The sequence below is a fragment of the Bradyrhizobium sp. USDA 4532 genome (genome assembly GCF_024171315.1).
Classification (GTDB): Bacteria; Pseudomonadota; Alphaproteobacteria; order Rhizobiales; family Xanthobacteraceae; genus Bradyrhizobium; species Bradyrhizobium australafricanum.
In genome coordinates, this window is record NZ_JALJZN010000001.1 from 4,841,823 (window position 1) to 4,855,805 (window position 13,983).

The following is a 13,983-nucleotide window of genomic DNA, read 5'->3' on the forward strand; positions in this document are numbered from 1 at the left end:
CTCACGCCTCCGGCTCGAAGATCGTCACCTGAACCGGCGTCGGAAAGAATCCGTTGCAGGGGTTGTTGATCTGCGGACAGTTCGAGATCAGGCACAGCACGTCCATCTCGGCGACCAGCTCGATGGCGTCGCGCGGCTTGGAGACGCCATCGACCACGGTGAAATTGCCGGCGGGATCGATCGGCACGTTCATGAAGAAGTTGAGATTCGGCACGATGTCGCGCTTCGACATGCCGTATTTCGCGGCCTCGATCACGAAATTCTCGCGGCAGGCGTGCTGGTAGCGGGTCTGGTGCCCGAACCGCACGGTGTTGCTTTCGCACGAGCAGGCGCCCGCCGAGGTGTCGTGCAGGCCGCAGCTGTCGGCCGTCACACGCAGCATCACGCGGCCTTCGTTGGACATGATCCTGGTGCCCAGCCCGACATAGGCCGAGCCCTGCGCGCGCAGGGTATCCTGGCCGCTGTAGCGCTCGCCGAAATCACTGGCGCAATAGAACAGCGTGTCGACCGCCTGCTGGCCATGGCTATCGGTGATCCGCAGCGTCTGCCCCTTGCGGATGATCGCCGACCACGGCTTGCGCGCGGGAATTTCGACATCGAGAACGATGCGGCCGGCGGTGCGAACAGGTTGCATGGTCATCGCACGGCTCCTTCCAGGGCTTCGCCGAGATACAGCGCATTGTTCTCGTAGGCGCGGGCCGCTTCCGCGGTCGCAGTCCGGCACAGATCGTCGGCCGCCGGCGCGGCCGCGCGGTAGCGCACGATCTCCACGCTCGCCTGCGGATAGGCTTTCGCGGGATCGAGCGGATGCGGGCAGTTCGACAGCGCGATCAGAAGCTCCATCTCCGCGCGCAGATCGACGAAATCGCCCTGCTGCCGCCGCTGCTCCGACCAGACAAACTTGCCGTCGGCGTCGATCGCGACCGGTGCGAAGAAGCTGACGCAGGGATGCACGTCGCGGCGATCAAGGCCAAGCTTGGCTGCGGCGAGAATGAAATTGTCGCGCGTGTTGCGGAAATTCCCGTCGCCGTATTTGGCCACGTTGGTCGCCGCGGTCGAGCCGCCGACCACGGCATCATGTGCAGCGCTGCTGTCCTCGGTGATCCCGAGCAGCGCGCGCCCCATGTCGGACAACAGCACCCGCCCCTTCTGCAACCGCGCCGCCCACTGCACCTTGATGGTGTCGGCGTGGTTGAGCCGCTCGGTTGTGTCGGCACTGTTCCAGGCGAGCAGGCTGACGGTCGACGTCCCCGACGTGTTGACGATGCGCAGCGTGTCGCCGCGATTCAGCCGCGTGGTCCAGTACCAGCCGGATGGGATCGTCTCGCGGTGAATGACCGTGTCGGCATCGATCGACGCGGCGTCGCGCGCAGTCGGCGCCGGCAGTGCCCGCGGCGCGTGCTCCTGCCCCGCCGCCTTCAGCTCGTTATACCGCCGGGTATGCGCCGCGATCTCGGCCTTTTGTTCCTCTGACAGGATCATGGTTGCTCCTTCAAGACGAGAGCGCCGGGCCGTCCCGGCTGATGCTCCTTGCCTGACCGGGTCGTCCCGGTCGGAGCTGGTTGAACTGACGACCGCAGCTCCGCACTGCGGCGCGGAAAGATCTCGAGGTCGCGCGACACCGTGGCGCCGTAGCGCTCGCGCTCCTCGGGGCGGTTGCGCTGCCGCTCCAGCGCGATCACGCGCGTCGCGAGTCCGAAGGCCTCGCTGAGGTCATGCGTCACCATCACGACCGTCAGATGGGTCTCGTTCCAGAGCCGCTTCATCAGGAGGTGAATGTCGGCGCGGATTCCGGGATCGAGCGCACCGAACGGCTCGTCGAGCAGCAGGATCTTCGGGCCGCGCATGATCGCCTGTGCCAGCGCGAGCCGCTGCTGCATGCCGCCCGACAGCGCCGACGGATATTTGCTCTCCTGGCCGGCGAGCCCGACCTCGGCGAGCAGCTTCATCGCTTCGTCGGCGGCGGCGCGGCGCGCGGCGCCGAACAGCCGGCCGGTGAATTTGGCGTCGCGCAGTTCGCGCCCGAGCATGACGTTCTGCAAAACCGTCAGATGCGGAAACACCGAGTAGCGCTGGAACACCACGCCGCGGTCAGCGTCCGGCTCGCCAGGCAACGGCTTGCCGTCGACCAGGATCTGGCCGCGGGTCGGCTGCTCCTCGCCGAGCAGCATACGCAGCAGCGTGGTCTTGCCGCAGCCGGACGGGCCGACCAGCGCAATGAAGGCGCGCGGCTCGACCTCCATCGTGATGCGCTCGAGCACGATGTGGTCGCCATATTCCTTCCAGACGTCGTCGAAGCGGATCGCGCTCATTCCGCCCTCACCGAGGCAAACCAGGGAAACAGTTTTCGCTGCGTGACGCGTAGGCCGACATCGATCAGGAACGCCAGCAGCGTGATCCAGGCGACGTAGGGAATGATGACGTCCATCGCGAGATAGCGGCGCACCAGGAAGATCCGGTAGCCGAGCCCGGAATCGGAGGCGATCGCCTCCGCCGCGATCAGGAACAGCCACGCCGGCCCGAGCTGCAGGCGCAGCACGTCGATCAGCCGCGGCAGGGTTTGCGGCATCGCGACGCGCAGCGCGATCTGCCAAGTCGAGGCGCCGAGCGTCTGTGCCTTGACGATCTGCTCGCGCGGCAGCTCCTGCACCTTCATGGCGAGATCGCGGATCATGCAAGGCAGCGTCCCGATCACGATCAGCGCAATCTTGGAATTCTCCCCGAGCCCCATCACGATGAACAGGATCGGCAACAGCGCCAGCGGCGGCACCATCGAGGTGACAGACACGAACGGCCCGAGCAGGGCGTTGGCGCCCGGCAACAGCCCGATCACGATCCCGAGCACCAGCGCAGCCGCCGTCGAGATCGCCAGCGCCGAGCCCAGTCGCCCCAGGCTGGCGACGGTGTCGGAGGCCATCAGATAGCCGCCGGTGCGCGGGTCGACCTCGAACGCCATCTGCTTGACGGCCTGCACCATGCTCGGCAGCGCCGGCAGCAGCTTGTCGTTCGGGTTCTGCGCGAGCCGCGCGCTGGAGCCGGCGAAGTAGGCGATTGCGACCAATACGAACGGCAGCGCGAGCAGATAGAATCGCGTCTGCCGTCCCGGCCGTATGTTCACAAGTCGCATGGGCAGCTCCTGCTTGGGGCGACGCGCTGCGCGTCAGAGCTTGGCGTCAGAGCTTGCCCTTGGCGGCCTCGTCCATGTAGGTCGGGTCGAAGCGCAGCTTGACGTTCGACTTGTCGCCCAGCACCGATTTGTCGGCGAGCTCGATGCCGACGGCGTCGGCCGACTTCGCGCCCTTGCCGAGCAGGTCCTTCTCGAACAGGAACTTGCGCACGCGATCCATGGTCGCGCCGACGGTCTGGCTGCGCGTGAAGGCTTCGGCGTCGGTTGCCTTGTCGAACAGTTTTGTGGTCGAGAGCTGGCTGTCGAAGCCGGCGAGGTCGGTGCCGGAGGCCTTGGCCATCGCCTCCTTGGCGGCCTTCGCCGCGGCATCGTTCGCCGTCATCTTGGACAGCGTCTCGTACCAGATGCCGACCAGCGCCTTGGCGAAATCCGGATTGTCCTTGGCGACTGCGGTGTTCACCACCATCAGGTCCATGATCTCGCCGGGGATCTGCGAGGAATCGAACACCTTCTTCGCATCGGGCGAGCCGAGGATTTCGGTTACGATCGGATTCCAGGTCACCACCGCGCTGACGTCAGGCGTCTTGTAGGCGGCCGCGATATCGGCGTCGGAGGTGTTGATGACCTTGACGTCCTTCTCGCTCAGCTTGCTGGTCTCGAGCGCGCGCGCCAGCAGATAATGCGACACCGAGAACTCGACCAGATTGACGGTCTGACCCTTGATCGCGGCGAGATCAGACTTGTTCTTCAGGATCACCGCGTCGTTGCCGTTGGAGAAATCGCCCATCACGACCGCGGTGGTGTCGACGCCGCCGGCTGCCGGAATCGACAGTGCGTCCATGTTGGTGATGGTGACGGCGTCATAGCCGCCGGCGGTGTACTGGTTGATCGATTCGACGTAGTCGTTGAACTGCTTGACCTCGATCGCGATGCCGTATTTGTCGGCCCATTTCTTGACGATGCCGGTGTCGGCCGCATAGCCCCACGGCATCCATCCGACATAGATCGACCAGGCGACCTTGAAGCTTTTCTTCGGCGCGGCGTCGGCCGCAGGCGCAGCCGCCAGCACGACCGCGCAGCCGATGACAACAGAGCGAAGGAAGAAAACGAATTTGTTCATTGCCGATCCCTCTTGCGAAATTTCACAAAAAGGGACTGGCGAAAAGACCATCGCTCCGCCAATCCCTTGGCTGACGAGGTCTCCCGGGCTTTTATCCCGCCGTGCACCTGCGGGGATGTCTCCCCCGCAAGCGGCTGCTCTCGGACCAGCACCTTGCTTCGCAAGATCGGAACCCTAGCGGCCAACTCGACGCCATTGATGCACGAGGCGTGCCAGCGGGCCGGCAATTGAATCTCATGAGATTTTTCCGCGCGCGCGGCGCGGCCACGACAGTGTCTTGCTTAAAGATTGCGCAGATCTGCTCAGAATTGGCTCTGTCCTTTCGCCACCGGCATCAGCAGGATCGCACGATGGCTGATGTCGAGGGAGTTCGATGCGCAAGCTTCTGAGCGTTCTGTGCGCCGGCCTCTGGCGCGGATTGCACGGCCGGTTCGGCCTGGTGCCGAATTCCGAACTAAAAGACTGATCGCAAGATCGCAAAAAAAGGAGCCCCGCTCTGCAGCGGGGCTCCTGCACAGAGATCCTATTTCCGATCGGAGTTTTGCGCCGGCGTCTGCGGGCTCTGGCCTGAGCCTGACGACGGCGGGTTGTTGTTCTGGTTGGGCTGGCTGGACTGCGTGTCCCGGCCGGCATTTGACTGATTGCCGCTACCCTGACCGACGGTCGACTGGTTCTGCGGTGCAGCCTGGCCCGTCGTATTCTGCTGCGGGGCCTGCTGCTGAGCGGACGGCTGATTTCCGCTCTGGCCGGTTGTCGACTGGTTCTGCGGCGAGTTCGCCTGACCCGTGGTCTGCCCGGTCGTGTTCTGCTGGGCAGGCTGCTGAGTGCCGGTCTGGCCGGTCGACTGGTTCTGCGGCGCGTTGGTCTGACCGGTCGTCTGTCCAGTCGTGTTCTGCTGGGTGCGGCTCTGGCCGACCGTCGACGATGCGCCCGCGCCCTGACCGATCCGATCCGACAGGCCGAGTGCGGTCACCGTGCGCGTGTCGACGCTGCCGCTGGTCGTGATGCCCTCCTGACGCTGGAAGGTGATCAGCGCCTCGCGGGTCCGCGATCCCAATACACCGTCAGCCTCGCCGACCAGCAGGCCGCGGTCGATCAGCACCTGCTGCACCTCGCGGATCTGCTGCGGGTTCAGGTCCATCATCGCAACGCTACCGCCACCACCGCCACCGCCGCGATGGCTGAAGCGCGTCCGCGGTCCGACCGGGACGACGTCGACGACACGGCGCTCGCGATCGAGGAACACGACTTCATCCTCGACGACGAAGAAGCTGTCGTCGCGATAATACGGGAACGCATCGATCAGCGCCGGGAAGGCGGCAACCGACACCGCGTTGAACCTCCGCGGCACCACCACGCCCGGATTGACCGCGAAGTTGATCGTACTGACATTGACACGCGGTGCGTTATGCGCCGACAGCACCGAGCGCTGGATCGTGCTCTGCTGCTGCGCGGTCACGGTGCGCCCGGCCTCGGTCTGGACCGTGGCGTTCGACTGCGCCTGGGTCTGAGCGGTTGTCCCGGCTTGTCCCTGAGCCTGACCGGTGGTCTGTCCGGAGTTCATCCGGTTTTGCGTCGTACCGGACTGCGGAGCGGCCGCGCCCGTGGTCTGGCCGGCTCGCGTATTCGGGGCTGCCGTTGTGCCCTGGCCGGTGGTCGTGTTCGCGCCCTTTGCCTGGCCCGTGGTCGTGCTCTGGCCGGTCGTCATGCCCGGCTTGCCTTGAGTCTTGCCTTGAGCCTTGTCCTGAGCCGTCCCCTGGCCGGTCGTGGTGCCCTGGCCGCGGTTCGCGGTGTTGGCGCGATTCTCCTGCTGCTGCTGGCTTTGCCGCGTCGTGGCGCTGCCGCGTTCGCGGGATTCAGATCGCCCCATCTGCTCGCGCTGGTCTCGGCCCTGGCCGACGGTCTGCTCTTGCTTGCTCTGGCTGCGCTGACCCTGCTCGGCGCGGCCGCTCTCGCGGGCCTGGCCGGTGGTCTGGCTGCGCTCGGCGGCACCGCGGCCCATCTGTCCTTCAGCCCTGCCGGTTTCTCGTGCGCCGCCCTGGCCGCGACCGACCGTCATGCCTTCGCTTCGCGATGCCCCGGGACTGCCATGCATTGCGCCGCCGGAACTGCCGGCCGACGAGCCTGCGGAGCGGCCGTGTTCACCACCGCCGCCACCGCCCGCACCGACGCTTCCGCCGCCGCCCGGGCCGCCACCACCCATGCCGCCCCCGCCACCCTCGCGCATGCCCTGCGCCGATGCGAGGCTGACGCCTGCCAACAGCACGGCCGTCGTCAGCAGAAATTTGCTCTTCATCATCTTGCTCTGCATTACCGATTCCTCCTGCAGTTTGGCGGCTATCCGGATCGCGAAGCTGGCGCCGATGGCTGGCACGCTCCGCGCCGGGGCCGCGTTCCAACAAAGCCGGCGAGCGACGCGACGCAACGGTACGCGCGTCTCGCCGGTGAACTCTGAGAAAACAGCGGCGCCGCCCGCACCGTTCCTAGACACCGCCGCGACGCGACATTTCGCGCCAAGGGAACAGCACACGTTCATCTTGAGTTCATCTTGAGCCAGCGGCCTGATGTCTGGTCACGCTTCAGGAACCGATGGCCACGCTTTCCCGTTTTCAATCGAAGTGTGCGTTCGTCGTCATGACGATGCTCAGCGAGCTCACGCGGATCATCGTCCGCTGCGACTGGCGGTGGATCGAAACAGGCTCCGTTCGGCTTTGAACATTTGCTTCGCCGTCAACGGCAGCACCACTGCGCCCACCTCGCCGCCGGGCCCGGATCCCTTGCAGGCGCGCGGCCATTCGCAACCAATGCCACTCTCCTCCGTTGACCGGCTGGGCATCATCATCGAGGAGGATCACATGCGGAAAACAGGGCTTGTTCTTGCAACCGTCGGTACGCTTGGGGTGAGCGCCATCGCGGCCCCGGCGCCCGCCGAAGCACGGTGGGGACACGGAGGGTGGGGGTGGGGTCCGGCGGTCGCGGGCGGATTGATTGCCGGCGCAGTCGTCGGCGGCCTCGCCTCGTCAGCCTACGGCTATCCCGGCTATTCCTATGGTTACGGCTACCCCGGCTACGGCTACGGCTACGGTTATGGCTATTCGCCCGCCTATTACGGCAGCTATGCCTATGACGACGGCTATTACGCTGCGCCGTATCGTTGGGGCGGCGGCTACACGACGACATATTATAGCGGATACCGGCCGGCCTATTACGGCTACGGCTACCGCTATCGTCACGTGGTGCGGCCGGCATACGCCTATTATCGCGGCGGCTATCCGCGCTGGCGTCATTGGTGAGATCGGCCAGAGCAACCCGGCGCGGCCAGCCGAGCTGACTGGCGCCGGCAAGAGGCCGACAAGGGTCGACCGGGTTGAGCGGCAGCGTTACCCGGCGACCCGCAGCGCGGTCACGGCGACGCAGGCGTTGCCTAACGGAATCAGCACCACCTGCGCGCCGTTCGGCAGCGCCATCGTCGCGAGATCACCGAGCGTGCCGGTCTGTCCGTTGAGCTTGGCGAGTTCGGCGGCCGGTGCTCAAGCCTGCACGCGCGCGGACTTCCTGTACTGCGCGGTTTCGGCGCGCAGCAGATCGCAGAATTGAAGTGCGAGACGGCTTCGCGGCCGCTGCGAAGGAAGCAGCAACATGGTGGCGATCTCCAGCCGTGGCACGAACGGCTTGAGTACAATTTTGGAGCTTGCAAAATCCCGGGCCACGATCGGGTCGACGATGGAGAAACCCAGTCCCTGCGCAACCAGGGCACAACGCTGCATGCTGTACTGGATCTCCGCGACCGTCTTGATCTCGACCTTGGCCTCATCGAGGACGCGCTCAAAGCGGGATCGATGCGGTGCGCTCGGGGAAGCTGCGATCATGGGCTCTCCCCGCAGATCTTGCGCTGCGATGGATCGCTTCGAGCGTAACCGGTGCTGGCGGGGCAGGACGCAGACCGCCTCCGTTGTCATGAGGAGCTCGTCGTCGACCGCGGCAAACCCCGCCTGCGGCCGCGCCAGCCCGACGTCGCATTGTCCCGAGGCCACCAGGCTCCAGACGCGCTCGGGGCTGTGGACGGCCACCGATACGACGATGTCGGGATTCTTCCTCAGGAAGCTGCTGACGATCTGCGGCATCAAGGAATAGGTGAACGCCGGAAGACATGCGATCCTGAGCGTCCCGCTGCCGCGCTCGCGAATGCCGCGCGCGGCGCGCGCCAGATACTCGAGGCCGGCCTGGTTTCTCTCGACCTCGCGCAGGAATATCTCGCCTTCCGGAGTCAGCGTGACGCCGCCTCGCCCGCGTTCGAACAACGCAAAGCCGATCTCGCGCTCGAGACGTGCGATCGCGCGGCTGATGAAAGGCTGTCCCACCCGAAGGCTCAAGGCGGCCTTGGTGATTCCGTTGTGGCGCACGACCTCTCGAAACAGGTCAACATGTCTTGGATTCAAGGGCATGACTAATTTGCATATGAACTGGCTTTCCGGTCATTTGACGGCATGCGCATCGGGTGCGTCAATACGGCATGTACCCGTCGAGCAACCATGCAGGCTTCGCCACCGACCGCATCCTGTTGACCAGGATCACCGGCCCGGAGTCTTCGCGCGCACAGCAGCTTCGCGAGGCAGCGATGCTGCGGCGGCTCGATCGCGGCACATCGGATCGGCCGAATGCCGCACGCCCGGCGGCGGCACGGGACCAGGTCGACACCGCGGCCGCGTTCGCAATCGAGGCCGCGGGATCGGGAGACCTGCTCGGCGTGTCCGGGTTCGGCACGATCGACCGGCACGAGAAGCGGGCTACGTTCGCTCCAATCTGGAGCATCGGACGACTGGACGAGGCCGTGCTCGTCAGTCACGTTGCGCATCTGATGACGCGGTATGCGTTCGAAGTGCTCATGGTCGAGCGGGCCGAGGTGCATCTGGACTGGCGCCTGAGGCACGTGCTTGATCTCTACGCCGACCTCGGTTTCCGCCGCGAAGGCAGGCTTCGCGCATATTTCGCTGCCGATGAAGAGCCGTCCGCCGATGCTGCGGTCCTCAGCGTGGTTCGCTCCGAATGGCCCTCCGTTGTGCGTCGGCAGCGCGGGGTTCTCGCCGGCGAAACGTGGCGCTACCGGCTTCCATCCGACCGCCCTCCATAGCGGCGGCCAAGCTCGGACAAAACGATGTCACGAGAATGCGGGCGTATGACTCAACGGTCGAGCCACCCACTCAGTGTCGTCCCCGCGAAAGCAGGGACCCATAACCACGAATGGTCATTGTTGCCCGATGGCTGAACGACGAATCCCTTCAACAGCATCCGCCGCGGAGTATGGGTCCCTGCTTTCGCGGGGACGACGTGTGGAGGGAGCCGCGGTCCCTCGGTTCAAACACTGCTGTCTCTGGAATACTGGGTCACCCGCATGCGACGGGTGATGACACCAACAAGACAGGAAACCAACCACGTCATTGCGAGCGAAGCGAAGCTATCCATCCCACCCGCATATGCCGAGCGATGGATTGCTCGTCGCTTCGCTTTTCGCAATGACGGGTCGAAAGATTTATGGAGGTATCAAGAAACGGCTTGCCGAGCCGCAGCTCGCGGCCAAGGGCCCGCCTCCGCCCATTGGGCTTCGGCGCGGCATCCTTCTCTCGCTGCGCGAGCGAAGGATGGTGGGTGCGACAGGGATCGAACCTGTGACCCCTACCATGTCAAGGTAGTGCTCTCCCGCTGAGCTACGCACCCAAAGCGTATTTGGATCGGGTCCCTATAACGGACGGCGGCGGGGCAGGCAAGGATACAAAGTGAAGGTTTTTTGGCGAATCAGGCCGCCAGCAACTTGTTCACTTCGCTGACCAATTCCCTGAGGTGCACGGGCTTGGCCAGCACTTTGGCGTTTTTCGGCGCCTCCGAATCGGAATTGAGGGCCACCGCGGCGAAGCCGGTGATGAACATGATCTTGATATCGGGATCGAGTTCCGAGGCACGGCGCGCCAGCTCGATACCGTCCATCTCGGGCATCACGATGTCGGTGAGCAGCATTTCGAACGGCTCCTCGCGCAGCCGCTGGTAGGCCGACATGCCGTTGTCGTGCGGCGAGACCTTGAAACCCGCGTTTTCGAGCGCCTTGACCAGGAAGCGGCGCATATCGGTGTCGTCTTCGGCGAGAAGTATTTTCGGCATGGCAGGAATCGTCGAATCCGGCTTGAGGAGCAGTCCGAACAGTAAGCCCGACAGACGGTAAATTTCGGGTGAAATTTGCGTCAAGCCAGCGGCAAATGCGCGCCACCCATTTGTGGACCGGACCGGACATCGAATCAACCGGGTGCCGCATTTGCTGCTTTTAAGACGCATTCCAGCTGAAACCACGCTCTTTTCACTTGGCAGAATGATCGCGATTACCGACAATGCGTGCCCATAAATCTCCGCTTTTCCGGCAGACTCAGTTGCTGCGGGGCGAGGCGGACGCAAGGGACGGCGCCAAGGGAATGACCGAATTTGCTGGCGAGTTGTCGCCCCCGTTCGAGATCGTTGAGCCGCAGGCCTGGCGCGCGCCGATCATCTTCAATTCCCCGCATTCGGGCTCGGTCTATCCGGCCGAATTCCTCGACGCGTCGCGAATCGATGTGGTGTCGCTGCGGCGCTCCGAAGACTCTTTCATGGACGAGCTGATCGCGGGCCTCAGCGATCGCGGCTTTCCGATCGTGCGGGTCAACTTCCCGCGCTCCTATGTCGACGTGAACCGCGAGCCCTACGAGCTCGACCCGCGCATGTTCACCGGGCGGCTGCCGAGCTTTGCCAATACGCGTTCGATGCGGGTGGCCGGCGGGCTCGGCACCATCCCGCGCGTGGTCGGCGACGGCCAGGAGATCTATCGCGAGCGGCTCGACGTCGACGAGGCGCTGCGCCGGATCGAGGTGCTCTACAAGCCCTATCACCGCGCGCTGCGCCGGCTGATCAACAAGGCGCACCAGGCGTTCGGCGCCGTGATCGTGGTCGACTGCCATTCAATGCCGTCGGTCGGCGTGTCGCGCGACGAGCCGCGCCGGCCCGACGTCGTGATCGGCGACCGCTACGGCACGAGCTGTGCGGCGCTATTGCCCGACCTCGTCGAGGAGATCATGAGCTCGCTCGGCTATTCGATCGGCCGCAACAAGCCCTATGCCGGCGGCTTCATCACCGAGCATTACGGCAATCCGGCGAGCGGCCTGCACACCGTGCAGATCGAGCTCAACCGCGCGGTCTATATGGATGAGCGCCGCCGCGAGCGCGGCCCTCGCTTCGCGCAGGTGACCGCCGACTTTGCGACCCTGGCGGATGCGCTCGCGAAAATCCCGTTCGGCGATCTCGGCCCGTTCCAGGCGGCGGCGGAGTAATCAATCCTTCGTCGGGCACTGCGATCCCGACGAAGTCATGAACCAGGAATTCAAGTTGGCGGCGCGATAAGCGCCGAACTGAATTCTCAGTTCACTTGCGGAAACGACGGCCCAAGAAAAAAGGGCCGCTTGAATGAACAAGCGGCCCAAGTCTAGGGAGGAAACGCCCAAGGAGGGCAGCGATAGCGCGAGGCGCTACCGCACCGCAACAATATGCGACCGCGCTGCACAAAACGCAAGAACTTTCGAAACATTTCTTGGGTAATGTTGGAAAGTCTGGCGAAACTGCAACAGGCCGGCAGGAGCGGCTTTCCGTATGTAGGATCAATATCTTACAAGGAAAGCCCCCGGGCGGGCAGCGCTCTGCGCATAGCTTGTATACCAGAATTCGCAACTTCGTGATCGAGACCGGGACCCGGGGCGCTTTCGAATCCGAAGCCAAATCGAAAGTCCGGAACCGCGTCATCGGGTTGGATAACACTCCGTTAATCGTGCGCGCCGCGCCGGATTGAGCTAGGCAAGACCGCATCCGATTTCTACCGCGTCGTTTGCGCAGTTCAGGGACATGCCGTGACGGTCATCGACTTTACCGCCTTCATCGGCCGCCTTGCGACCGCATCCGGCGAAACCATCCTGCCCTTCTTCCGCACCTCGCTCTCGGTCGACAACAAGAGCTCGAACGATTTCGATCCGGTCACCGAGGCCGACCGGGCGGCGGAAGCCGTGATGCGGCGGCTGATCAAGTCGAACTTCCCCCAACACGGCATCGTCGGCGAGGAGTTCGGCAATGAGCGCGAGGACGCCGACTATGTCTGGGTGCTCGATCCGATCGACGGCACGAAATCCTTCATCGCCGGCTTTCCGATCTGGGGCACGCTGATCGCGCTGCTGCACAAAGGTACGCCGGTATTCGGCATGATGCACCAGCCCTATATCGGCGAGCGCTTCTCCGGCGACAACGGCTCGGCGCATTACTCCGGCCCGTCGGGCGAACGGCGGCTCTCGGTACGGCGCTGCGCCTCGCTGAAGGAGGCGACCGTCTTCACCACGAGCCCGCTGCTGATGAATCCGGATGACCGCGCCCGCTTCGGCCGCATCGAGAATGCAGCGCGCCTGTCGCGCTATGGCGGCGACTGCTACTCCTATTGCATGCTCGCCGCCGGTCATCTCGACCTCGTGGTCGAGACCGAGCTGAAGCCTTACGACATTGCCGGCCTGATCCCGATCATCACCGGCGCCGGCGGCGTCGTCACCACCTGGGACGGCAAGCCGGCGCAAAGCGGCGGCCGAATCATCGCGGCCGGCGACCCGCGCGTGCACGAAGCGGCGATGAAGCTTTTGAACGCCTGAGTTCCCTGCCTGATTCTTGAGTTGCCGGGCGTCTGATCTGCGCCCATCCTGACCGCAACCAGAAAAGCCAGGGATGGGCGACATGACGATGCGCGGCAGGCTGCTGGCAGCCCTTCTCCTGCTTCTCGCGCCCGTCACGGCTTTCGCCCAGGATTTCCCGACCAAGCCGCTCCGGCTGATCGTGCCGTTCCCGCCCGGCGGGCCGAACGACATCATCGCGCGGGTGATCGGGCAGAAGATCTCGGAGCTCGCAAGGCAGCCCGTGATCGTCGACAACCGCGCCGGCCAGGGCGGCGTGCTCGGCACCGACGCGGTCGCGAAGGCGGCGCCCGACGGCTACACGGTGGCGATCGCGAGCGCCGGCGCGCTGGCGATCAGCCCCAGCATGGAGAGGGTTGCCTACGACACGCTGACGGATCTCGCGCCGGTGACGCTGGTCGCGACCGTGCCGGAGATGCTGGTGGTCGCCGCCAACGTGCCGGCGAGGAACATGAACGAACTGGTCGCGCTCGCCAGGGCGCAGCCGGGTAAGCTCAACTTCGCCTCCTCCGGCCCCGGCAGCCTGCCGCATCTCGCCTGCGAATTGTTCAAGCTGACGGCCAAGATCGACATCGTGCACGTGCCCTATCGCGGCGCCGCGCCGGCGGTGAACGACATGTTGGGTCAGCAGGTGCAGGACCTTCCTCGACCTGCCGCAGATCAAGGCGGGCGCGCTGCGGCCAATCGCGCTCGGTGGGCGCGAACGCGCGCCGACCGCACCCGACGTGCCGACCACCGCCGAGGCCGGCATGCCCGAACTGGTCATCGAGAACTGGTACGGCGTGGTCGCGCCCGCACGCACGCCGCCCGCGATCGTCGCAAGGCTGAACCAGCTCGCCACCGCGGCGATGGCCGATCCGATGGTCAAGCAGAAGCTCGCCGAGCAAGGCCTGACGCTGGCCGGCGACACGCCGGAGCATTTCCGCGACTTCATCGCCGCCGACATCAGGAAATGGGCGAAGGTGATCCAGGACGCCGGCGTGGTGACGACGAAATGAGCC

12 protein-coding genes, 1 tRNA gene, 1 pseudogene and 1 riboswitch are annotated in these 13,983 nt (G+C 64.9%); of the genes and pseudogenes, 5 read left to right on the top strand and 9 right to left on the bottom strand.

The genetic code is table 11. The annotated features are described in order from the left end of the window. Nucleotide 1 precedes the first annotated feature (1 nt). The 6 genes from J2R76_RS22155 to J2R76_RS22180 all read right to left on the bottom strand — a co-directional run bounded on the left by J2R76_RS22155 (nt 2) and on the right by J2R76_RS22180 (nt 6,558). On the bottom strand, nt 2-640 hold the full coding sequence (locus tag J2R76_RS22155; RefSeq protein ID WP_253624939.1) for an urea amidolyase associated protein UAAP2: 639 nt from the start codon (nt 638-640) through the stop codon (nt 2-4). Further along, nucleotides 637-1,482: an urea amidolyase associated protein UAAP1 gene (locus tag J2R76_RS22160; RefSeq protein WP_253624940.1), complete on the bottom strand. Its 846-nt coding sequence runs from the start codon at nt 1,480-1,482 to the stop codon at nt 637-639. Before J2R76_RS22160 ends, J2R76_RS22155 begins: the two co-directional genes overlap by 4 nt. Then, nucleotides 1,479-2,312 (bottom strand): ABC transporter ATP-binding protein, encoded by an 834-nt coding sequence (locus J2R76_RS22165; RefSeq protein WP_168858506.1) that lies wholly within the window; start codon nt 2,310-2,312, stop codon nt 1,479-1,481. Before J2R76_RS22165 ends, J2R76_RS22160 begins: the two co-directional genes overlap by 4 nt. Next, a complete protein-coding gene (locus tag J2R76_RS22170) occupies nt 2,309-3,127 on the bottom strand; it encodes an ABC transporter permease (RefSeq protein WP_076827666.1) in 819 nt (272 codons plus the stop codon). Before J2R76_RS22170 ends, J2R76_RS22165 begins: the two co-directional genes overlap by 4 nt. Before the next feature lie 46 nt (nt 3,128-3,173). Further along, nucleotides 3,174-4,247 carry a putative urea ABC transporter substrate-binding protein gene (locus tag J2R76_RS22175; RefSeq protein ID WP_057017922.1) on the bottom strand — a complete coding sequence of 358 codons (1,074 nt, stop codon included), beginning with the start codon at nt 4,245-4,247 and terminating at the stop codon, nt 3,174-3,176. A gap of 78 nt (nt 4,248-4,325) precedes the next feature. Beyond that, a riboswitch (guanidine-I (ykkC/yxkD leader) is annotated at nt 4,326-4,436 on the bottom strand. A gap of 334 nt (nt 4,437-4,770) precedes the next feature. Further along, the gene (locus J2R76_RS22180; RefSeq protein ID WP_253624941.1) at nt 4,771-6,558 is read right to left on the bottom strand and encodes a peptidoglycan-binding protein; all 1,788 of its coding nucleotides are present in this window, start codon (nt 6,556-6,558) and stop codon (nt 4,771-4,773) included. 544 nt (nt 6,559-7,102) lie between these two features. Here J2R76_RS22180 and J2R76_RS22185 point away from each other — a divergent pair. Next, nucleotides 7,103-7,540, top strand: coding sequence for a hypothetical protein (locus tag J2R76_RS22185; protein ID WP_253624942.1), 438 nt, complete (start codon nt 7,103-7,105; stop codon nt 7,538-7,540). A gap of 237 nt (nt 7,541-7,777) precedes the next feature. Here the strand turns inward: J2R76_RS22185 and J2R76_RS22190 are convergent, their stop codons facing one another. Continuing rightward, nucleotides 7,778-8,692 (bottom strand): LysR substrate-binding domain-containing protein, encoded by a 915-nt coding sequence (locus J2R76_RS22190; RefSeq protein ID WP_076827668.1) that lies wholly within the window; start codon nt 8,690-8,692, stop codon nt 7,778-7,780. 53 nt (nt 8,693-8,745) lie between these two features. Here J2R76_RS22190 and J2R76_RS22195 point away from each other — a divergent pair, with 53 nt between their 5' ends. Further along, entirely contained in the window at nt 8,746-9,378 is a 633-nt protein-coding gene (locus J2R76_RS22195) for an N-acetyltransferase (protein ID WP_253624943.1), read from the top strand. A gap of 509 nt (nt 9,379-9,887) precedes the next feature. Here the strand turns inward: J2R76_RS22195 and J2R76_RS22200 are convergent. Further along, a tRNA-Val gene (locus J2R76_RS22200) sits at nt 9,888-9,962 on the bottom strand. 78 nt (nt 9,963-10,040) lie between these two features. Beyond that, entirely contained in the window at nt 10,041-10,400 is a 360-nt protein-coding gene (cpdR, locus tag J2R76_RS22205) for a cell cycle two-component system response regulator CpdR (protein WP_016843340.1), read from the bottom strand. Nucleotides 10,401-10,705: 305 nt separating this feature from the next. Here cpdR and J2R76_RS22210 point away from each other — a divergent pair, with 305 nt between their 5' ends. The 3 genes and pseudogenes from J2R76_RS22210 (at nt 10,706) to J2R76_RS22220 (ending at nt 13,980) form a co-directional block, all read left to right on the top strand. Continuing rightward, complete coding sequence (locus tag J2R76_RS22210) at nt 10,706-11,593, top strand: N-formylglutamate amidohydrolase (protein WP_253624944.1); 888 nt, start codon at nt 10,706-10,708, stop codon at nt 11,591-11,593. A gap of 570 nt (nt 11,594-12,163) precedes the next feature. Continuing rightward, entirely contained in the window at nt 12,164-12,943 is a 780-nt protein-coding gene (hisN, locus tag J2R76_RS22215) for a histidinol-phosphatase (protein ID WP_076827670.1), read from the top strand. Between the two features lie 82 nt (nt 12,944-13,025). Next, nucleotides 13,026-13,980 (top strand): annotated as a pseudogene (locus J2R76_RS22220) (tripartite tricarboxylate transporter substrate binding protein). The last annotated feature ends 3 nt before the right edge of the window (nt 13,981-13,983 follow it).